The sequence below is a fragment of the Streptomyces sp. CB01881 genome (genome assembly GCF_002953255.1).
In the GTDB taxonomy this organism is placed as follows: domain Bacteria; phylum Actinomycetota; class Actinomycetes; order Streptomycetales; family Streptomycetaceae; genus Kitasatospora.
Genome location: NZ_CP026498.1, coordinates 2,053,964 through 2,072,732, shown reverse-complemented (window position 1 = coordinate 2,072,732; position 18,769 = coordinate 2,053,964). Strand labels below are relative to the sequence as shown.

16 protein-coding genes are annotated in these 18,769 nt (G+C 75.6%); 8 read left to right on the top strand and 8 right to left on the bottom strand.

Going from position 1 to position 18,769, the window contains the following annotated elements; translation table 11 throughout:
• The first annotated feature begins 70 nt into the window (after positions 1-70).
• Both C2142_RS09090 and C2142_RS09085 read left to right on the top strand, forming a co-directional pair.
• Positions 71-1,105 (top strand): iron ABC transporter permease, encoded by a 1,035-nt coding sequence (locus C2142_RS09090; RefSeq protein ID WP_241003153.1) that lies wholly within the window; start codon positions 71-73, stop codon positions 1,103-1,105.
• A complete protein-coding gene (locus C2142_RS09085) occupies positions 1,102-1,923 on the top strand; it encodes an ABC transporter ATP-binding protein (RefSeq protein WP_148641921.1) in 822 nt (273 codons plus the stop codon). The genes C2142_RS09090 and C2142_RS09085 overlap by 4 nt, the downstream gene beginning before the upstream one ends.
• Here the strand turns inward: C2142_RS09085 and C2142_RS09080 are convergent.
• The 4 genes from C2142_RS09080 to C2142_RS09065 all read right to left on the bottom strand — a co-directional run bounded on the left by C2142_RS09080 (position 1,908) and on the right by C2142_RS09065 (position 6,738).
• The gene (locus C2142_RS09080; protein ID WP_148641920.1) at positions 1,908-3,011 is read right to left on the bottom strand and encodes an isocyanide synthase family protein; all 1,104 of its coding nucleotides are present in this window, start codon (positions 3,009-3,011) and stop codon (positions 1,908-1,910) included. The genes C2142_RS09085 and C2142_RS09080 overlap by 16 nt on opposite strands.
• 104 nt (positions 3,012-3,115) lie before the next feature.
• Positions 3,116-4,453 carry a cytochrome P450 gene (locus C2142_RS09075; RefSeq protein WP_148641919.1) on the bottom strand — a complete coding sequence of 446 codons (1,338 nt, stop codon included), beginning with the start codon at positions 4,451-4,453 and terminating at the stop codon, positions 3,116-3,118.
• Between the two features lie 47 nt (positions 4,454-4,500).
• Complete coding sequence (locus C2142_RS09070; RefSeq protein ID WP_148641918.1) at positions 4,501-5,883, bottom strand: MFS transporter; 1,383 nt, start codon at positions 5,881-5,883, stop codon at positions 4,501-4,503.
• A gap of 264 nt (positions 5,884-6,147) precedes the next feature.
• The gene (locus C2142_RS09065; protein ID WP_241002464.1) at positions 6,148-6,738 is read right to left on the bottom strand and encodes a sigma-70 family RNA polymerase sigma factor; all 591 of its coding nucleotides are present in this window, start codon (positions 6,736-6,738) and stop codon (positions 6,148-6,150) included.
• Between the two features lie 79 nt (positions 6,739-6,817).
• Between C2142_RS09065 and C2142_RS39550 the strand changes: the two genes are divergently transcribed.
• A complete protein-coding gene (locus C2142_RS39550; protein WP_148641916.1) occupies positions 6,818-7,180 on the top strand; it encodes a zf-HC2 domain-containing protein in 363 nt (120 codons plus the stop codon).
• 264 nt (positions 7,181-7,444) lie between these two features.
• Here C2142_RS39550 and C2142_RS09055 read toward each other — a convergent pair whose 3' ends face one another.
• Positions 7,445-8,296, bottom strand: a complete 852-nt coding sequence (locus C2142_RS09055; protein ID WP_148641915.1) for a hypothetical protein — start codon at positions 8,294-8,296, stop codon at positions 7,445-7,447.
• Positions 8,297-8,705: 409 nt separating this feature from the next.
• Here C2142_RS09055 and C2142_RS09050 point away from each other — a divergent pair, with 409 nt between their 5' ends.
• A complete protein-coding gene (locus tag C2142_RS09050) occupies positions 8,706-10,040 on the top strand; it encodes a bifunctional GNAT family N-acetyltransferase/ATP-binding protein (protein ID WP_148641914.1) in 1,335 nt (444 codons plus the stop codon).
• 90 nt (positions 10,041-10,130) lie between these two features.
• Complete coding sequence (locus C2142_RS09045; RefSeq protein ID WP_148641913.1) at positions 10,131-11,393, top strand: cytochrome P450; 1,263 nt, start codon at positions 10,131-10,133, stop codon at positions 11,391-11,393.
• Positions 11,394-11,586: 193 nt separating this feature from the next.
• Here C2142_RS09045 and C2142_RS09040 read toward each other — a convergent pair whose 3' ends face one another.
• The gene (locus tag C2142_RS09040) at positions 11,587-12,345 is read right to left on the bottom strand and encodes an MBL fold metallo-hydrolase (RefSeq protein ID WP_148641912.1); all 759 of its coding nucleotides are present in this window, start codon (positions 12,343-12,345) and stop codon (positions 11,587-11,589) included.
• A gap of 328 nt (positions 12,346-12,673) precedes the next feature.
• Between C2142_RS09040 and C2142_RS09035 the strand changes: the two genes are divergently transcribed.
• Together C2142_RS09035 and C2142_RS09030 are read left to right on the top strand one after the other, a co-directional pair.
• The gene (locus C2142_RS09035) at positions 12,674-14,128 is read left to right on the top strand and encodes a CoA transferase (RefSeq protein WP_241002463.1); all 1,455 of its coding nucleotides are present in this window, start codon (positions 12,674-12,676) and stop codon (positions 14,126-14,128) included.
• 92 nt (positions 14,129-14,220) lie between these two features.
• On the top strand, positions 14,221-14,907 hold the full coding sequence (locus tag C2142_RS09030) for a DUF6461 domain-containing protein (RefSeq protein ID WP_148641911.1): 687 nt from the start codon (positions 14,221-14,223) through the stop codon (positions 14,905-14,907).
• Between the two features lie 38 nt (positions 14,908-14,945).
• Here the strand turns inward: C2142_RS09030 and C2142_RS09025 are convergent, their stop codons facing one another.
• Positions 14,946-15,545, bottom strand: a complete 600-nt coding sequence (locus C2142_RS09025) for an HdeD family acid-resistance protein (RefSeq protein ID WP_148641910.1) — start codon at positions 15,543-15,545, stop codon at positions 14,946-14,948.
• Between the two features lie 256 nt (positions 15,546-15,801).
• On the opposite strand from C2142_RS09025, the gene C2142_RS09020 reads away from it, so the two are divergent.
• Positions 15,802-17,652 carry an NAD(P)-binding protein gene (locus C2142_RS09020; RefSeq protein WP_148641909.1) on the top strand — a complete coding sequence of 617 codons (1,851 nt, stop codon included), beginning with the start codon at positions 15,802-15,804 and terminating at the stop codon, positions 17,650-17,652.
• Positions 17,653-17,817: 165 nt separating this feature from the next.
• On the opposite strand, the gene C2142_RS09015 is transcribed toward C2142_RS09020, so the two are convergent.
• Positions 17,818-18,606 (bottom strand): enoyl-CoA hydratase, encoded by a 789-nt coding sequence (locus C2142_RS09015; RefSeq protein ID WP_148641908.1) that lies wholly within the window; start codon positions 18,604-18,606, stop codon positions 17,818-17,820.
• Positions 18,607-18,769 lie beyond the last annotated feature (163 nt).

The following is an 18,769-nucleotide window of genomic DNA, read 5'->3' as shown; positions in this document are numbered from 1 at the left end:
GGCAGGCACTGCCGCCACCAACACCGCCACCACCGCCGACACCGCCAGCGGGCGGCCCCGGACGCGCACCCTGCGCGCCGGGCCGCTCGCGGCCGTGCTCACCCTCGCCCTGGTCGCCGCGCTGACCGCCGCCGTCTCCCTGGGGTCGGTGGACATCCCCCCGGGCGAGGTCTGGTCGGTGATCGGCCGCCGGCTCACCGGCAGCGCACCCGAGCCCGGCACCCGGGACCTCATCGTCTGGCAGCTGCGCGTCCCGCGCGCCCTGCTGGCGGCGACGGTCGGGGCCGGGCTCGGCCTCGTCGGCACCGCCGTCCAGGCACTCGTCCGCAACCCGCTCGCCGACCCCTACCTGCTCGGGATCTCCTCCGGCGCCTCGCTGGGCGCCGTGGCCGTGATCGTCCTCGGCAGCGGGCTCGGCCTCGAAATGGCCTTCGGCGGTACCGCCGGGCTGACCATCTCGCTGGCCGCCTTCCTCGGCGCACTCGCCGCCTTCTCCCTGGTCTGGCTGCTGGCCCGGCGCGGCGGCGGCTTCTCCCCGCTGCGCCTGGTCCTGGCCGGGATCGGCATCGGCCAGTTCCTCACCGGCTTCACCAGCTACCTCGTCCTGCAGACCAGCGACGAACAACAGACCAGGGGCGTGCTGTTCTGGCTGATGGGCAGCCTCAGCGGTGCGGTCTGGGGCCAACTGGCCGTCCCCGTCGCCGCCGTGGCCCTCGGGCTGGGCCTGCTCCAGGCTCGCGCCCGGGGGCTCAACGCGCTCCTGATGGGCGACGAGACGGCGGCCGGACTCGGCGTCGACGTCACCCGGCTGCGCCGCGAGATCTTCGTCGTCACCAGCGTGCTGACCGGCGTCCTGGTCGCCGTCTCCGGCGCGATCGGATTCGTCGGCCTGATGGTGCCGCACGTCTGCCGGCTGCTGGCCGGCGGCGACCACCGCCGGCTGCTGCCGCTCTCCGCCCTGACCGGGGCGGTGCTGCTGGTGGTGGTCGACACCATCGCCCGCACCGCGCTGGACACCCAGGAACTGCCGATCGGCGTGGTCACCGCCCTGCTCGGCGCGCCCACCCTGCTCTACCTGCTGGACCGACGACTGGAGCGGAATTGAGGATCGCGGTCGAGGACCTGAGCGTCACCCTGTCCGGGCGGACGGTGGTGGCCGGCGTCCACCTGGTCGCCAAGGAGGGCGAGATCGCCGGGCTGGTCGGGCCGAACGGCAGCGGCAAGTCCAGCCTGCTGCGCACCGTCTACCGGCACCTGCGGCCGAGCGCCGGGCGCGTCCTGCTGGCCGGCCGCGAGCTGGCCGGGATGAGCCCCGCGCAGTCCGCCCGGCACATCGCCGCCCTGCCCCAGGAGCGCGGCGGGGACTTCGAGTTGACCGTCCGCGAGGTGGTGGCGATGGGCCGCACCCCGTACAAGCGGGCGTTCGCTGCGGACGACGCCGAGGACCACCGGATCGTCGCCGGGGCGCTGGAGCGCGTGGGCATGACGGACGAGGGCGACCGCCGGTTCGCCCAGCTCTCCGGCGGTGAGCGCCAACGCGTCCTGCTGGCGAGGGCGTTGGCCCAGCAACCGGACGTCCTGGTGCTGGACGAGCCGACGAACCACCTGGACGTCCGGCACCAGGTCGAGCTCCTCGCGCTGCTGCGGGAGCAGCGCCGCACCACGCTGGTCGCACTGCACGACCTCAATGCGGCGGCCTCGGTCTGCGACCGGCTGCACGTGCTGCACCGCGGCACCCTGGTCGCGTCCGGGGCGCCGCGGGACGTGCTGACCGCCGACCTGCTCGCCGAGGTGTTCGGCGTGCGGGCGGCGGTGGTCGAACACCCTCTCACCGGTGACCCGTTGATCGCCTTCGACCACCGCACACCCGCGTCCGCCCGCTCGCTTCCGGACGGGCTGATGGAGCCTCAGGAGGTCTCGTAGTGGCTGGGGCGGCCGCCCAGTTCGACCAGGCGGCCGACCTGGGCGGCCTGCTCGCTGCGCATCAACTCCCAGCGGCCGTCCGGCCGGTGGAGTACCGAGGAGTGCCACGGCGTCATCCAGGCGTCGGCGGCCTCCAGCAGCCGGATGCCGAACTTCAGGACGCCCGCCTTCTGCGGGTGGATCGAGAGCCGGAAGGACCGCGGGTGCTGCTCGGCGATCAGGTCCCCCCAGGCCCGGCTGCGCTGGATGACGCCGTAGGCGCGCCGGCGGCACTCGCGCTGGAGCGCGGACCGGCTGCCCTCGAAGCCGATGGTGTCCTCGGTGAGGAAACGGGTGATGCCGCGGTAGAGCTTCAGGGTCTCCTCGTCGGTCATCACCTGCTCGCGAAGCTCCTCCCGGGTGGGCGCGTACCGGGCGTGCACCCGGGCGCGCTTCTCGTCGAAGGGCAGGTCGCCGAGGACGGCGCGCAGGTCGTAGGTGGCGAGGTGGGTCAGGCCCTCGCGCTCGATCATGGCGGTCAGCTCGTCGGAGTACTGGTCGATGTGGTCGTCGGGGACGTGGATCAGGTCGCCGAAGATGTGCCCGTCGGAGCAGATCAGGATCTGTGCGCCGGGTTCGTAGAGCTTGCCGATCTCCTCGCAGAGACCGTTGAGGAAGGTGAGCGAGAGCCGCTCGCCCTCGTCGGGCAGGTGGCTCAGCACCTTGGCGGGGTTGGGCGACTTGCAGGGGAAGCCCGGCAGGGTGAACAGGACCGGGTCGCCGGTGGCGAGGAAGTCCGCCAGCTGCTCCAGCTGGAGCGGGAAGTCGGCGGGCGTCGCGTGCACCTCGGGGTCGGAGGCGCGGCGGTGCGGCAGCAGCAGGCCGAGGATCCCTGCGGAGATCCGGGCGACCTCCCGCGGGTCCGTGACGGCGCCGGCCGGAGCAGGGGCGGCCGGCGCGGCGGCGGAGGGTGTAGCGGCGGCGGAGGGTGTAGCGCCGGAGGGGCCGGCGGCGGACGGAGTGGCGGACCGGTCGGCCGCGCCCTGGTCGGCCGCGGCCGGTGAGTCGGCGGTCTGGGAGTCGGTGGAAACGGTGCCGGCGGGCGGCATGGTGATCCTCCACGGAACGGTGGACGGGCTTCGGGGCAGGCGTAGCCACGCCCCGGCACTGGTCGCCGGGACGCTGAGGGGGTGCCGGGGAGTGGTCGGGCGGGTCAGGCCCGCTTGTCATAGGCGACCGGCAGGCGGTTCACCCCCCGGGCGAGGACGGCGGGCACCCAGGCGAGCGATTCGAGGTCCTCGCCGTGCTCGGCGGACGGGCGCAGCCCGGGCAGCCTGGTGAGCAGGGTGCCGAGGGCGACCTGGAGTTCGACCCGGGCCAGGGCGGCGCCGGGGCAGTAGTGGATGCCGTGCCCGAAGGCCAGGTGGGCGTTGGGGGTGCGGTCGAAGTCGAGGACGTCGGCGTCCGGGAACTGCTCGTCGTCGCGGTTGGCCGCGCAGAGCGAGACGATCACGGAGTCCCCGGCCGGGACGGTCGTGCCGTGCAGGTCGCCGTCCTCGGCGAGGAAGCGCCAAGTGGTGAGCTCGAACGCGGAGTCGTGGCGCAGCAGTTCCTCCACCGCTCGGGTGAGCAGGCCCGGGTCGGCGGCGATGCCCTCGCGCAGCCGGGCGAGTTGGCCGGGGCGGCGCAGCAGGGTGATCAGCATGGTGGTGATCTGGTTGGTCACCGGCTCCTGGCCGGCCACCAGCAGCTGGAACACCATCGAGTCGAGCTCCTCGGGGCTCAACTCGCCCGCGTCACGGGCGGCGACGAGCCGGCCGAGCAGGTCGACGTCGGACCCGGCCGGGTCGTAGTGCGCGCGCTTGTGGGCGACCACGTCGGCGATGTACGCCTGGAGGCCGCGCAGCCGGCCCTCGTAGGCCGGCCGGCCCGGGTCCAGTGGGCCGACCGGCTGGACGACCTTGCCCCAGTCGCGGTCGAAGCGGACGGCCAGCTCCTGCGGCAGGCCTATCGCCTCGGCGAGCACCCGGAAGGGGAAGTGGGCCGCGAAGCCCGCCACCAGGTCGGCGCCGCCGGTTTCCGGCAGGTCGTCGACCAGGGCGTCGGCCAGCTCCTGGAGGCGCGGGCGCAGGCTCTCCGCCCGGCGCGGGGCGAACGCGTCCAGTACCAGCCGGCGCATCCGGGTGTGCTCCGGCGGGTCCTGGTGCAGCAGGTGGACCTGGAGCTGCGAGTGCTGCGGCTCCGGCATGATCGAGGCGAGCCTGCGCCAACCCGCGTTGCCCAGGCGGTGGTTCTTGCCGAGCCGGGGGTCGTTGAGGGTCTCGTGCGCGGCCTTGTAGCCGGTGACCAGCCAGGCGGCGATCCCGCTCGGGAACCGCACCCGGTGGATCGGGCCGGCCTCGCGCATCCGCCGGTAGAGCGGATAGGGGTCGCGCTTGTACTCCGGTCCGTACAGCGGTACCGGGTCGGGGAGTTCGTCGTATCCGAACGGGCAGCGCGGCGCGTCGTCGGCCGGCCCTCCCGCGGTCGGATCGTGGACGGTGTCGGTCATGCGAAGGTTCCTCCGGTCGGTGGTCCGTGGTGCGCGCGGGCGGGGCGTCAGGTGCCCGCGCGGTCGGTGCGGTGGTGCAGGGAGAGGAGGGCCACGGCCAGAACGGCGGCCAGCGTGGCGAGGACGAGCCCGGCCCGGACGCCCGTCGTGGCGCCGTGGCCGGACAGGGAGGCCGCGGTGGCGAGGGCGGGTCCGAGGGCGAAGCCGAGACTGCGGGCCAATTGGACGGCCGACCCGGCGGTGGCCAGCTGCTGCGGCCTGGCGGCGGTCATCACCAGGGCCTGGACCGGGCCGCCGTTGAGGCCCATGCCGGTCCCGGCGAGCGCGAGCCGCCAGGAGATGTCGAGCGGCGACCAGCCGGTGTCGATCGGGACGAGCAGCAGCATGCCGAGGGCGGTGACGGTCGCACCCGTCAGCGCGGTCGGCCGGGCGCCCCAGCGGTCGGCCAGCCGCCCGCCGAAACGGCCGGCCAGCACCATGCCGAGCGGGAACGCCAGCATGGTCAGGGCGGTGGTGGTGGCGCTGATCCCGTCGTCCCGGCGCAGGTGCTGGGCGAGCAGGTAGTGGGTGGCGGCGAACCCGGCGGCCAGCGACAGCACCGAGCCGTTGACGGCGGCGGTGCCGGACTCGCGCAACACGGTGGCGACCGGCCGGCCGCCGGGGCGGCGCAGCCAGAGGAGGACCAGCGGCGCTGCGGGCAGGGCGAGCAGCAGCCAGGCCGGCGCGTCGGGCGCGAGGGTGAGCCCGAGCAGGACGGCGGCCACGGCGGAGCCGATCAGGGCGGCGTCGCCGAGCGAACCCCGGTCGGGAAGCCGCAGCCTGCCGCCGTGCGGAGCGTTGCGGTGGGCGATCACCAGCGCGGCCAGGCAGATCGGCAGCTTGACCAGGAAGACGGCCCGCCAGCCGACGTGGTCGAGCAGCAGGCCGCCGACCACCGGCCCGGCGACGGCGCCGAGCGGGCCGAGCGTGGCGGGCACGCTCATCGCCCGTCCGCGCAGCTCCGGCCGGACGGCGGTGGCCGCGAGCACGGGCATCAGTACGAACATCACCGCGCCGAACGCGCCCTGCGCCAGCCGGGCGGCCACCAGCCAACTCGCCCACGGGGCAACGGCGGCGAGCACGCTGCAGAGCGCGAAGCCGGTGACCGCCAACAGGAGGGCGGAGCGGGCGCCGACCTGGTCGAGCCAGCGCCCGGCGGGCAGCAGCAGGGCGACCAGGGGGAGCTGGTAGCCCAGTACGGCCCACTGCGCGGTGGTCGGGGAGACGTGCAGGCCGTCCGCGATGTCGGTGAGGGCCAGGTTGACCACGTTCATGTCGAGCATCGCCACGAACGAGAGCAGCCCGGCGGCCACCACCAGGCTCCACCGGTCCTCGGGTGCCGCCTGTTCCCTGGTCAGCCCACCCGTGGCCAGCGGCTGTTGCGCTGACATGGTGCTCCTCCGATTCCCCGCGCTGTTCCGGACACCGCCTCGGCGGCGGCGTCCGGTACAGCAGTCGGAGGCGGCGGGGCTCCAGTTCCGAACACTTGAAGGAATCTTCCCGCTTGGCCGGATTTCCGTGGTTCCGGCTGATCCCGGGCGATCCCGGGCGATCCCGGGGTGGTGACGGCCGGGCCGTGGTGGTGCCACCACCCCGGCCCGGCCGTCACGGGTGGCGCCGTCAGCTGCCGGTCGTCAGCTGCCGGAGGGCGGCGGTCAGCAGGCGGCCGCCAGCTCGGCGGCCGGGCCGGGCGGGGGAGCCTCGCCGCGCTCGGCCGCCCGGAGCCGGGCTATCAGCTCCTCGCGGGCCCGCGCCACCCGGGAACGGACGGTGCCGACCGGACAGCCGGCCACCTCGGCGGCCTCGGCGTAGCTGAGCCCGACGACCTGGGTGAGCACGAACGCCTCCCGGCGCTGCGCGGGCACCCGGTCGAGCAGGTCCCCGAGCGCGACCCCGTCCTCGAACCCGGAGGCGGGCGCGGTGCCCTGCCGCTCGGCGGCCTCCTGCCAGTCCGGCAGGGCGGCGCAGCGCGGCCGGGCGGCGGCCGTCCGGTAGCGGTCGATGACGGTCCGCCGGGCGATCGACAGCAGCCAGGTCCGGGCCGAGGAGCGGCCGGCGAACCCGGGCAGGCTGCGCAGGGCGCGCAGGAACGTCTCCTGCGCGAGGTCGTCGGCGGACTGCACGTCGGTGAGGTGGGCGACGAACCGCCACACGTCCCGCTGGGTGGCCCGGACGAAGGCCTCGACATCGGCCGCCCGGCCTTCCCGGGCGGACAGGGCCAGTGCCGTCAGCTGTTCGTCATCCACGGCGGCCTCCCCGGTCGGCGCCTGCGGTCGCGCCCACCCGGCCGGTCCGCTGCGCCGGGCGATGCGGGACGATGGTCGGATGAGATGCGTCCAGTTCCGCACCGCTCTTTCCGCCCGCATCGACGGTGAGCCGGCCGGTCTGCCGGACCGGCGGCTGGACAAGCACGTGGCCCGGTGCGGGGCCTGCCGGGAGTGGCTGGACCGGGCGGAACGGCTGCGCGGTGCGGTGGCGGGGGCCGGGGCCGGAGGCCCGTCGGCGGACTGGTCGGCGAAGCTCCTCGCGAGCCTCGGCGGGCAGGGCGACGGTGAACAGGGCGTCGATGGACAGGGGCTCGGCGGGCAAGGCCTCGGCGGGGACGGTCCGGGCGGGGACGGCCGCGGGGCGGACGGGTCCGCGGCGGCCGGCCGTCCCGGACAGGGGAACGGCGGGCCGGTGCGGTAGGACGGTGGCGCCGGAGCAGGCCGGTGCGCCGTCGTGGTCAGGCATGGAAGGTCCTGAGGGGAGGGCTGGGAGCGGTGCCGCTGCGGGCGGCACGCTCGGCGTCGGTGGGGCCGGCCCGTACGCGGTGGCGCCCCGGTGGGGGCGTCGGCGTACGCGGACCCGGGCCCTGGCGGCGTGGCCGATCGGCCACGGCACGGCGCAGGGCGACCTGCCCACCGCACGGCGGACGCCGGTGTCGGCGCCGGGTGTCGGACGGCGGGCGCGTCAGCAGACGGGGGCGGCGTACGGCGGGCCGCGGCGGACCAGGGCGTGCGAGAGCAGCACCAGCCGTGGCGGGCGCACCCGGTGGGCTGCGGGTCTGGGCGGGACCGGCGGCCGGTAGCCGTGCGGCCGGGACCAGAGGGCGAGCAGGGGAGCGAGGAGCGCTCCCGCCAGCACGGCGCCCAGCGCGCCGAGCAGCTCGAACAGCCGGGCCAGCGCCGCCTCGCCGCGCCAGAGCAGCAGGGCGCAGGCGAGCGCGGCGAGCAGGTGGGCGGCGATCATCCCGGCGGACATGCCGTGCGCCGCCATGTCGTGACCGGACATCCCCGCCCCGCCCGGCATCCCGGGCATGCCGGCCATGCCGGCCATCCCCTGGTCGGCGGCCCCGGCGGACGCGCTGCCGCCGTGCGCGGCCAGGTGGTGTGCCCCGGCCGGCGGCCGGAGCTCCCCGGTCGGCGGGACGTCGGGATCGATGCCGGCCATCCGGGCCAGGTCGGCCGGCGAGAGCCCGGCGGGCGCCCGGTCCGGGTTGCAGAGCAGGAGTGCCGCCCAGTCCGTCGGAGCGAGCCGCGCGAGTCCGTTGCCGGAGGCGAGCGCCCCGGCCTGTTCGAACGTCAGGTGCAGCGCGGTCTGCGCCGCCACCATCCAGGCGCTGATCAGCCCCGGTCCGCGCCGCCGTCCGGCGAGCAGCCAGGTGAAGCCGAGGGTGACCGCGAACGCGCCCGCGAGTACCGGCGCGGAGACCCCGGAGCCGGCCATGGCGACGTGCGCCGTGGCGGCCAGCGCCACGCAGAGCGCGGCGAAGACCACGGCGCGCAGCGAGCGGATCCGGTCGGTCATCACGATGACACTCATCGTCGCACCCGCCTCGCCCGGTCCGTACCGCCCCCTCGGGTATTGGCCGGTTCCGCCCCGTGAGAGCATGCCCGGCCCCGAACGCGCCGGATGCCCCGGACGCCCCTGACGTCCCGTCCGTCCCGCTCGCCCGCCCCTGCCGGGCCAGCCGCCGCTCGGGCGCGCCCTCCGGCGCCGGGTGGCCGGCCCGGTACCCCGGCCCGGTACCGCTCCGGGTCCGCCCCCGGGGGTGCTCTTCACGGTCCCCGGCGGTAGAGGCGGTTCGTACGGTTGCCGGGGCCCGGGTTGTCCGTTCCGGCACGGGACCGGCGTCCGGGCCCGCCCGTACCGTTCGGGCACCGTGCGGCGCAGCGCCGCCGGTCGGGCGGCCGGCCCGGAGCCGGCGGGGAACGGAGAGGCGGGCCGGCCGGTGCACTGGCTCATTCACGACTACCGCGAGGACGACCTCGCGGCGGTGGTCCACTTGATCGACACCACGGCCGGGCTGGGCCAGGAGTCGGTGTTCTCCCTCGCGGAGTGCATCGGCGCGCTGACCTCCCGCCAGCCTGCCGTGGTCGCCGTCCACCAGGGCGAGCCGATCGGCGCCGCGCTCGCCACCGTGGCGGGGGAGCGTGCCTGGGTGATGCGGATCGCGATCGCCCCGGGCTGGCGCGGCCGCGGCCTGGCCAGCGCGCTGCTGCGCGAGCTGGAGCGCCGGCTGGTGGCCTGCCGGGTGCGCCGCGTCGCGTACGTGCTGCCGGAGGAGGAGCTGCTCGGCGAGGGCCTGCACAACGCCGGCTACACCCGCCGCCCGGCGGCCGCCTACTTCGAGAAGGACGAGCCGCCGGCCGGCGCGGCCGGCGGGCTGCTGGAGGAGCTGGGCGGCCGACTGCTGCCCGGCGACCTCTGGGCCAAGGTGGCCGGGATGGAGACCGAGAAGAACCTGATCGAGCGCCGGGTGGTCCTCCCGCTCGCCGAGCCGGAGCGGGCGGCCCGGCACGGCGTGCGCCCGCCGCGGGCGATCGCGCTGTTCGGGCCGCCCGGCACCGGCAAGACCACCTTCGCCCGGGCGATCGCCTCCCGGCTGGGCTGGCCGTTCGTCGAGCTGCTGCCGTCCCGGCTGGCCGACGAGGGCAACCTGGCGGCCGCGCTGCGCGACGCCTTCGCCCGGATCGGGCGACTGGAGCGGGCGCTGGTCTTCATCGACGAGGTGGAGGAGATCGCCCCGGTCCGCACCGAGGGCGCCCGGGGCGGCATGCACGGCGTCACCAACGAGCTGCTGAAGCTCATCCCCGGCTTCCGCGAGGGTGAGGAGCGGCTGCTGGTCTGCGCCACCAACTCGATCCGCTCGCTGGACCCGGCCTTCCTGCGCCCCGGCCGCTTCGACTACCTGATCCCGATCGGCACCCCCGATGCGGCCGCCCGGGCCGCGATCTGGTCCCGGTACGCCGCGGGCCGGGCGGACGTGGACCTCGATGCGCTGGTCGGCGCGAGCGAGCTCTTCACCCCGGCCGACATCGAGCACGCCGCCCGGGTGGCCGCCCAGGCCGCGTTCGAGCGGGACCTCGTCGCACCGGACGGCACCCCGGCGGGCGACAGCGCACCGGACGGCACCCCGGCGGACGGTACGGGCGGCGGCGCCTCCGGGGACGACGGCGCGAGCACCGCCGACTACCTGGCGGCCATCGCCCAGGCCCGGCCGACCGTCACCCCGGCGATGATCGAGGAGTTCGGCGCGGACATCACCTCGCACGCCAGGGTCTGAAAGTCCTTCTGTATGACGATAGTTGCGGTTTGACACGATCCCTGTCGGTGCTGACTAAATGTGGGAACCGACAGGACAGGAGGCCCCGGCATGGGCACAACGACCGCACCCCACGCCCCCGCCGACCTCGCCGACCCCCGCTTCTGGCAACTGCCGGCCCCCGACCGTGCCGCCGCCTTCGCCGAACTGCGCCGGCTGCCCGGCCCGGTGTACTTCGGCGAGCGGGCGGCGGCCGGCCGGTCCGGCGGCCGGGGCTTCCACGCCCTCGTCCGCCACGCCGACGTGGTCGAGGCCGGCCGAACCCCCGCCGTCTTCCTCAGCGGCCCCGGCGTCACCACCCCCGAACCCGCCCGCTGGGTCCGGCTCCTGTTCGGCGACTCGATGGTCAACCTGGACGACCCCCGCCACGCCCAGCTGCGCCGGATCGTCTCCCGTGCCTTCACCCCGCGCCTGATCGCCCGGGTCGAGGACGACATCCGCGAGGTGGCCGCCCGCCTGGTCGACCGGGTGGAGCACGAGCGGCCCGAGGACTTCGTTACCTCGGTCGCCGCCGAGCTCCCGTTCCAGGTGATCTGCAACATGATGGGCATTCCCGAGGAGCCGCGGCGCGCCATCCTCGACCAGGTCAACCACGCCTCCGAGCACACCGGCGTGGCCCGTCCGCTGCGCAGCCGGCTCCGGATGCCCGGGCGCGGGCTGCGGGCGCTCGCCCGGATGCAGGGCATGGTCGCCGACCTCGGCCGCGAACGCCGCCGCCGCCCCACCGACGACCTGGTGTCCGCCCTGGTCACCGCCGACGTCGACGGCCGCCGGCTGACCGGGCGGGAGCTCGGCGCCTTCTTCTCCCTGCTGCTGGTGGCCGGCGTCGAGACCACCCGCAACGCGCTCGCCCACGGCCTGCACCTGCTCACCGCCCACCCCGCGCAGCGCGCCCTGCTGCTCGGCGACCCCGACCGCCACCTCGGCGGCGCGGTGGACGAGATCGTCCGCCACGCCACCCCGATCATCCAGTTCCGCCGCACCCTGGCCGTCGACCACCGGCTCGGCGGCCCCGAGGGGCCCCTGCTGCGCGCGGGGGAGAAGGTGGTGCTCTACTTCGGCTCCGCCAACCGCGACGAGGCCGTCTTCGCCGAACCGGACGCCTTCGACATCACCCGCAGCCCCAACCCGCACCTCGGCTTCGGCGGCGGCGGCCCGCACTACTGCCTCGGCGCGCACCTAGCCCGGCAGGAGATGAAGGTGCTCTACCGCGAGCTGTTCACCCGCCTGCCCGAGGCCCGCTCGGTCGGCGAACCGGAGCTGATCCCGTCCAGCTTCGACAACCGCGTCCGCGCACTGCGGTTCGCGTTCTGACACCGCGCCGGCGGTCCCTCCGAACCCGGGGAACCTGGGCCGGCGGTCCCTCCGAACCCGGGGAACCCGCGCCAGGGTTCCCTCCGATCCAGGGCCCGGGGGTCCTTCGTCCTGGTGCAGGGAGGGTCAGGAGCCACGAGTGCCCGCCGCCACCGTCCGCCGGCCTCGGCCTCCGCGCCGGCGCGCTCCACGGCTACTCGGCGGGCTCCCAGACCGCGTTGTCGTGCGCGAACAGCACCCGGCGCGGCGTGAACTGCGCCAGCCGGTCGACCCACGCCCGGTAGCCGGGCAGCGGCGGCGCGACGCCCTCGCGGGCCGCCCGCCGGGCCAGCACCGCCGAGCCGTACTCGGAGGCGAAGTCGTAGGCCTGGCCGGCCAGGACCACCGTGCCGCCGTCCGGCTGCTCCACCACCAGCGACTGGTGCCCGGCGGTGTGCCCGGGGGTCGGCACCACCCGTACACCCGGCCAGACCTCCGCCTCGCCGTCCAGCTCGCGGTAGACCGCGCCCGGGAAGTCCACCAGCGCGTCGAAGGTGTAGTCGCCGCGCCGGGCCGTCGCCAGCTCCACCGCCTGCACCAGCACCGGCGTGCCCGCCAACAGCGGGTTGCCGCCGCAGTGGTCGAAATGGAGGTGGCAGTTGACGACCAGGTCGATGTCGGCGAGCGCGACCCCGGCAGCCGCGAGCGCCGCCGGCAGCGGCCGCCGGACCGGCCGGTAGTGGGCCTCCGTCTCCGGGTCGGCGGTCTCCGGGTCGCCGCCGCCCATCCCGGTGTCGAAGAGCAGCAGCCCCTCCGGCCGCCGCACCAGGTAGGCGAGGACCGGCTCGACGCGCGGCTCGGGCCCGCCCGCGGCGGGTCCGCCCGCGGCGGGTCCGCCCGCGTTCGGGCCGCCCGTCTCGGACGCGGGACGGACGAAGTGGCCGAGGTCGAGACGGCGGACGGTGCTCTGCATGGCGTGGCCTCCCTTTGCCGGTCCGGGAGCTACGGCCGGCCCCCGCCGTTCGCACCCTATCCGCCGGCTGGGAGGCCACGGTCGGAAAGGCGTTCGTCCCGCCCCCGGCCCGCTCGACATGGAGGCCCGCTCGACGTGCCGGCCTGCGCCGCCCCGTACGGCCTGCGCCGCGGTATAGGGACTGGCCGCGCCCGCCGGCGGCCGCCTCGGCGGCCGGTCCGGCTCGACGCCGCGGGCCGTCCGCCGGATGACCGTCGCCGCCGCGGCGGCGCTGGCGCGGGTGGCGGGCGTCACGGCGAACGCCTGAGAAGCGGAGCAGAATGCGGGCATGACAGAGCGTCCGATGTCCCCGTCCGACCAGCCCGCCCCGTCCGACCAGCCCGCTCCGGACGGCGGGCCCGGCCCGCACGACGGGCCGACCGCGCACGCCTGGGCCGCCCTCGGCGGGCCGGCCGGGCTGCTGGAGCGGGTCTCCTTCCACGGGCCCGACGGCGTCCTGCCCGCCCGGCTCCCCGTCCGGCAGCTGGCCCGGGCCACCGTCGCGGCCTGCTCGCTGGCCGCCGCGGAGCTGTCCGCGCTGCGGGGCGCCGGAGCCGTCCCCGAGGTGTCGATCGACCAGGGCGCCGTCGCCACCGCCTTCGTCAGCGAACGCCATCTCCGGATCGACGGCCGCACGCCGGTCAGCTTCGCGCCGCTCTCCGGTTTCTGGCAGGCGGCCGACGGCTGGGTGCGCACCCACGCCAACTACCCGCACCACCGGACCCGCCTGCTCGGCGCCCTCGGGCTGCCCGCCGACACCGGGCCCGAGCAGCTCGCCGGGACGCTGCGCGATCACCCGGCCGCCTGGATCCAGGAGCGCGCGTACGAGGCGGGGGCGCTTGCCGTCGCCGTCGTGCCGCCGGGTGACACCACCCACCCCCTGGTGGAGGTCCGGGTGGTCGGCGAGACGGCCGCCCGCCCACTGGCCGCCGCACCGCTGCCCGCCGCCGGCGTCCGCGTCCTCGACCTCACCCGGGTGATCGCCGGCCCCGTCGCCACCCGCACCCTCGCGCTGCTCGGGGCCGACGTCCTGCGCATCGACCCGACCCGGCTGCCGGAGGCCGAGGACGCCCACGTCGACACCGGCTTCGGCAAGCGCTCCACCCGCCTCGACCTCGCCGACCCGGCCGGCCGCGCCGCCTTCGAGGAACTGCTCGCCACCGCCGACGTCGTCGTCACCGGCTACCGCCCCGGCGCCCTCGACGCCCACGGCCTCGCCCCCGAGGCCCTGCTCGAACGCCGGCCCGGCCTGATCGTCGCCCAGCTCAACGCCTGGGGCTGGTCCGGGCCCTGGGTCGGGCGCCGCGGCTTCGACAGCCTGGTTCAGGCCGGCGTCGGCATCGCGCTCACCGAGGCCGGTGACGGCGGTGCCGGTGGCGGCGGTGCCGGGGCCGCAGGCGGCCGACCCCCCGGAGTGCTGCCCGCGCAGGCCCTCGACCACGGCACCGGCTACCTGATCGCCGCCGGCGTCCTGCGCGCGCTCACCGACCAGCGCACCGGCCGCCCCGGCGGCCGCCACCTGCGCTACTCCCTGGCCGGCACCGCCTCCTGGCTCCAGCACGGCATCACGCCCGCCGCACCGCTGAACGACCGGCCGTACGAGCCCGAGCGGTGGATCACCGAGACCGCTTCGCCGTACGGCCTGCTGCGCCACGCCCTGTCCCCGGTCGCGTACGCGGGCGGCCCCACCGACTGGGCCCGCCCGCCGGGCCGCTGGGGGACGGACGCGCCGGCCTGGCTGTGAGCAGGCGGTGCGGCACCCGGTGACCAGGCAGAGCAGCACTGACGGCCGGCCGGGCACCGGCGCTGTCGGAGGGATCTGGCAGCATCCCTGACATGTCTGCACACGCCACCGACTTCACCTGGTTCGACGAGCGCTACCCCGACCTCGCCGAGGCCTACTGCCTCACGCACGTCCAGGGGATCTCCGCCGACGAGCTGCTGCGCCGGTTCGACGCCGCCCCGGGCCGTTCGGTCACCGGCCTGGCGGCGGTGGTCCAGGCCTGGGAGACGTTCGACGACGGCGAGGACGAGCACGCCCCGTACGGCGACGAGGACCTGATGCTCGTCGCCGTGACCGAGTTGGACGGCTGGGCCGTCGCGGTCGAGGTCAACGGCTACCTGGGCTCGCTGTGGGACGCGCTCCCGCGGCTCGCCGAGGGCACCCGACTGGTCTCGCACTTCCGCAACTGCAACGCGGTGGACAGCTTCCACTGGCAGGAGGGGGCGGCGAACCGGCTGCACTTCGAGCCGCTCTTCCCCACCCAGCGCGACGGCGAGGACGCCGAGGCCCCGGGGATCGCGGAGCTGCTCGCGCACTGCGGCTTCGACCTCACCGACGACGAGCACGCGGGCGCGGACCCGGCGCCGTCGCCGGACACGGACCCGGACGCCGCCGAGGCCCGGCCCCGGCTGCACACCGAGGCGGCGTTCGCGCTCGCCGAGCGGCTGACGGACGTCCGCCTCACCCCGGAACGCCTGGACGCGGCCGGCTTCCGGCTCGGCTACGCCCCGGTGCCGTAGCCCCCGGCTCCCCGGCCAAGGCCGGCCGGCTCCCGGTGTCAGACGCCGGACGGGATCCGCTTGGCCTGGGAGTGGATCCGGAGGGCCGTGACGATCTCGATCAGGCCCAGGAACAGCAGCCAGCACCCGGCCAGCACGGTCAGTGCGGTGATCGACCCGACCGGCCAGACGATCAGCAGTACGCCCGCCAGGGTGTTGGCCGCGCCGGCGAAGGCCTGCCAGCCGCGGGCGGGCATGGCCTCGTCGGAGATCGCGACGACGAGCTGGGTGATGCCCCGGAACAGCCAGCCGATGCCGATCCAGATCGCCAGCAGCAGCACCGACCGGGCGGCGTCGCGGAAGCAGAGCAGACCGAGCAGGACGCAGATCGCGCCGCTGATGAAGGCCAGCACCCGCAGTGCGGTGGTGGCGTGCGTGCCGAAGGCGGCGACCAGCTGCACGATCCCGATGATCAGCAGGTAGAGGCCGAACAGCACGCCCACCACGAGGAGGGTCTGCTTGGGCCAGACGAAGACGACGATCCCGAGGGCGAGCGAGACGAGCCCGGCGAACAGCAGCACCTGCCAGGCGGCCTTGGCGAGCTGTGCGAGCGGGCCCTGGACCGGGGAACCGTTGGGGGTGATGATCGGGGGGACCACGGTGGCGTACTCCTGACGGCTGGTGGCGGACGTGGGCCCGGGCGGGGGCGGCCCTGGCCGGGCGTCGGCCTGAAGGGGCGTGGGCCCGTGAAGGGCGTGGGCCTCGGACGGGTGGCGCTCTCATGATCGTCACGGAAGGGGCGGGCCGCCCGCCGGGTACGCCCGTTCGAGTGTCGGGGCCGCAGGGGGAACTGATTTCCCCTCAGTCGCTCTGCGGACACCCTCTGCTCATGCGCGGTCGATATCATCCGGCGATATGACTTCTGAAGGGTGGGGGAGCCCTCCGGTCGAGCCGGTCGGCCAGCACTACATCGTCTGCGGCGGCAACGCGCTCGCCCACCGCCTGATCGTCGAACTCGTGGAGCACTACGAGGTCCCGGTGGTGGCGCTGGTACCGGACCGCACGCGCGAGCACGCGCCACAGATCGAACGGCTGCCCGGGGTCGCGGCCGTGGTCGAGTTCGGCAGCATCACGGAGGAGGCGCTGCGCGCCGTCCGGGTCGAGGCCGCCCGCGGGATCGCCCTGGTCGACGGCAGCGACCAGGAGAACATCCACGCCGCGCTGACCGCCCAGGACCGCAACCCCGACATCCGCATCGTGCTGCGGATGTTCAACCAGCGGCTCGGCGAGAACATCGAACGGCTGCTGAGGAACGGCGCCGCGCTCTCCGGCTCCGCCACCGCCGCACCCGCCTTCGCCGCAGCCGCGCTCTCCCGCCCCAACTCCGTCCAGGTCGGGGACCGCTTCCTGCACATCGCCTACGACGACGACATCGACCCGGGCCGGATCTGCATCGTCGCCGACCGGATCGACCGGCAGGACGTCAGCCGGATCAGGCTGCTGCCCGAGCAGGAGGGCGACTCGGCCCCCTTCGTCCGGCTGGCCTCCGAGTTCGGCGACGACGGCCCGGTCCGGAGGGCCGGCGGGGGAGTGCCCCCGCAGCGGGAGCCGGGAGAGGGGCCGGAGCAGGGGGCGGGGCCGGAGCCGGACCCCGAGGAGGCCGGCGGGGTGGCCGCACTGCAGACCCTGCCCAGCGAACCACCGGTCCGGATCTCCTGGACGCGCCGACTGCGCTGGCGGCTGCTCGACACCCTGCGCTTCTTCACCAGCGCCCGGCTCCGGCTGGTGCTGATCACCGCGCTCGCGGCGGTGCTGATGGCCTTCGGAGTGCTCTGGTACCTCAACCGGGACTTCGGCTGGTCGCTCTACGTCGCGCTGCTCGACCTGGCCGGCGCGGCCCAGCCCGACCAGCCCTCCGACGCGGCCGCGGGCACCGGCACCGGCGGCCTCTGGCAACGGGTCGCCCAGGTGGTGATCACCTTCTGCGGCATCACCTTCGCGCCGGTCGCCACCGCCATCATGGTCGAGGTGCTCGGCTCCGGGCGGCGCGGCCAGCCCCGCAACCCCGGGGCGGGCACCCGGGACCACGTCATCGTGGCCGGCCTGGGCAACGTCGGCACCCGCGTCGTCGCCCAACTCCACGGTCTGGGCGTGCCGGTGGTGGGCCTGGAGCGGGACCCGCAGGCCCGCGGCATCTCCGCGGTCCGCGCACTCGGCGTGCCGGTGGTCGTCGACGACGGCCCGCTGGCGGAACAGCTGCGCCGGGCCCGGCTGAAGCACAGCCGGGCGGTGGTCGCGGTCAGCGGGGACGACGCCACCAACCTGGAGGCCGCGCTGGAGGCCCGCGCCGGCCGGCCCGACGTGCGGGTGGTGCTCCGCCTCTTCGACGACAACTTCGCCCGCCACGTCTACGCGACGCTGGACAACGCCGCCTCCCGGTCGACGTCCTACCTGGCCGCGCCCGCCTTCGCCGCCGCCCTGATGGGGCGCGAGGTGCTGGGCACGCTGTCGGTGTTCCGGCACGTGCTGCTGATCGCCGAACTGCGGGCCGAGGACGGCGGCGGCCTGGTCGGGATGAACCGCCACGACCTGGAGGACCCGGGCGGCGTCCGCGTGGTCGCCGTCCGCCTGGCCGGCAGCCCGCACACCTACCGGTGGAGCTACCCCGACCGCACCCGCGCCCTCGCGCCCGGCGACCGGATCGTGGTGGCCGCGACCCGCAGCGGTCTGGCCCGGCTCAACACGGCGCTGGTGAGCGAGGACTGACGGGCGGGCCGGGGTGCGGCGGACCGGGAGCGGCCACGGCCGGGGGACGGCCGGCGCCCGGCGGCCCCGGCCGTGGGCGGCTCCGGCGAACGGATGGCGGACGGCGAACGGATGGCGGACGGCAGCCGAGAAGCCTGCCGGCCGCCGTCCGCTACCCGTGACCGGTCAGCGGTGGGTGAAGGAGGCCGGGCGCTTCTCGGCGAAGGCGGCCATGCCCTCCTTCTGGTCGGCCGTCGCGAACGCGGCGTGGAACAGGCGGCGTTCGAAGCGGACGCCCTCGGCGAGGGTGGTCTCGAAGGAGCGGTTCACGCTCTCCTTCAGCATGATGGCGGCCGGGGTCGACATCGCGGCGACCTTCTCGGCGACGGCCAGCGCCTCGGCGAGCAGCTGGTCGGCCGGGACGATCCGGGAGACCAGGCCGGCCCGCTCGGCCTCCTCGGCGCCCATCATCCGGCCGGTCAGGCAGAGCTCCATCGCCTTCGCCTTGCCGACCGCGCGGGTCAGCCGCTGCGAGCCGCCGATGCCGGGGATGACGCCGAGCTTGATCTCCGGCTGCCCGAACTTCGCGGTGTCCGCGGCGAGCAGGATGTCGCAGAGCATCGCCAGCTCGCAGCCGCCGCCCAGCGCGAAGCCGGCCACCGCCGCCACCACCGGCTTGCGCAGCTCGCCGAGCCGGTCCCACGGGCCCAGCCAGTCGTCCAGGTAGACGTCGGGGAAGCGGTTGCCCTGCATCTCCTTGATGTCGGCGCCGGCCGCGAAGGCCTTCTCCGATCCGGTGATCACGAGACAGCCGATCTCCGGGTCCCGGTCGAAGGCGGTGGCGGCCGCGACGACCTCGTTCATCAGCCGGGTGTTCAGCGCGTTGAGCGCCTCCGGCCGGTTGAGCGTGATCAGCCCGACCCGGCCCTTGCGCTCGACCAGGATCGTCTCGTAGGTCTCGGTGGTCTCGGTCATCGCCGTTGACTCCCATTTCCGCTGCTCGGCACCGTGCAAGGTGCGCCCTGACCGCCCAACAATCTCCGAAGCACCCCCGCTCGCGCCAGTCTTGCCATGCGAGACGGTCGTCACGGGAGGCGCCGCCGACGCGGTCCGGCGCCGTCGTGCGGGGCGGGGCCGC

What these genes read in the sequence shown, in the direction of transcription:
- C2142_RS09080 (WP_148641920.1), bottom strand. Translation starts at nt 3,011, where the DNA reads ATGCCGCCCGCCGGCACCGTTTCCACCGACTCCCAGACCGCCGACTCA.
- C2142_RS09075 (WP_148641919.1), bottom strand. Translation starts at nt 4,453, where the DNA reads ATGACCGACACCGTCCACGATCCGACCGCGGGAGGGCCGGCCGACGAC.
- C2142_RS09070 (WP_148641918.1), bottom strand. Translation starts at nt 5,883, where the DNA reads ATGTCAGCGCAACAGCCGCTGGCCACGGGTGGGCTGACCAGGGAACAG.
- C2142_RS39550 (WP_148641916.1), top strand. Translation starts at nt 6,818, where the DNA reads ATGAGATGCGTCCAGTTCCGCACCGCTCTTTCCGCCCGCATCGACGGT.
- C2142_RS09055 (WP_148641915.1), bottom strand. Translation starts at nt 8,296, where the DNA reads ATGAGTGTCATCGTGATGACCGACCGGATCCGCTCGCTGCGCGCCGTG.
- C2142_RS09045 (WP_148641913.1), top strand. Translation starts at nt 10,131, where the DNA reads ATGGGCACAACGACCGCACCCCACGCCCCCGCCGACCTCGCCGACCCC.
- C2142_RS09040 (WP_148641912.1), bottom strand. Translation starts at nt 12,345, where the DNA reads ATGCAGAGCACCGTCCGCCGTCTCGACCTCGGCCACTTCGTCCGTCCC.
- C2142_RS09035 (WP_241002463.1), top strand. Translation starts at nt 12,674, where the DNA reads ATGACAGAGCGTCCGATGTCCCCGTCCGACCAGCCCGCCCCGTCCGAC.
- C2142_RS09030 (WP_148641911.1), top strand. Translation starts at nt 14,221, where the DNA reads ATGTCTGCACACGCCACCGACTTCACCTGGTTCGACGAGCGCTACCCC.
- C2142_RS09020 (WP_148641909.1), top strand. Translation starts at nt 15,802, where the DNA reads ATGACTTCTGAAGGGTGGGGGAGCCCTCCGGTCGAGCCGGTCGGCCAG.
- C2142_RS09015 (WP_148641908.1), bottom strand. Translation starts at nt 18,606, where the DNA reads ATGACCGAGACCACCGAGACCTACGAGACGATCCTGGTCGAGCGCAAG.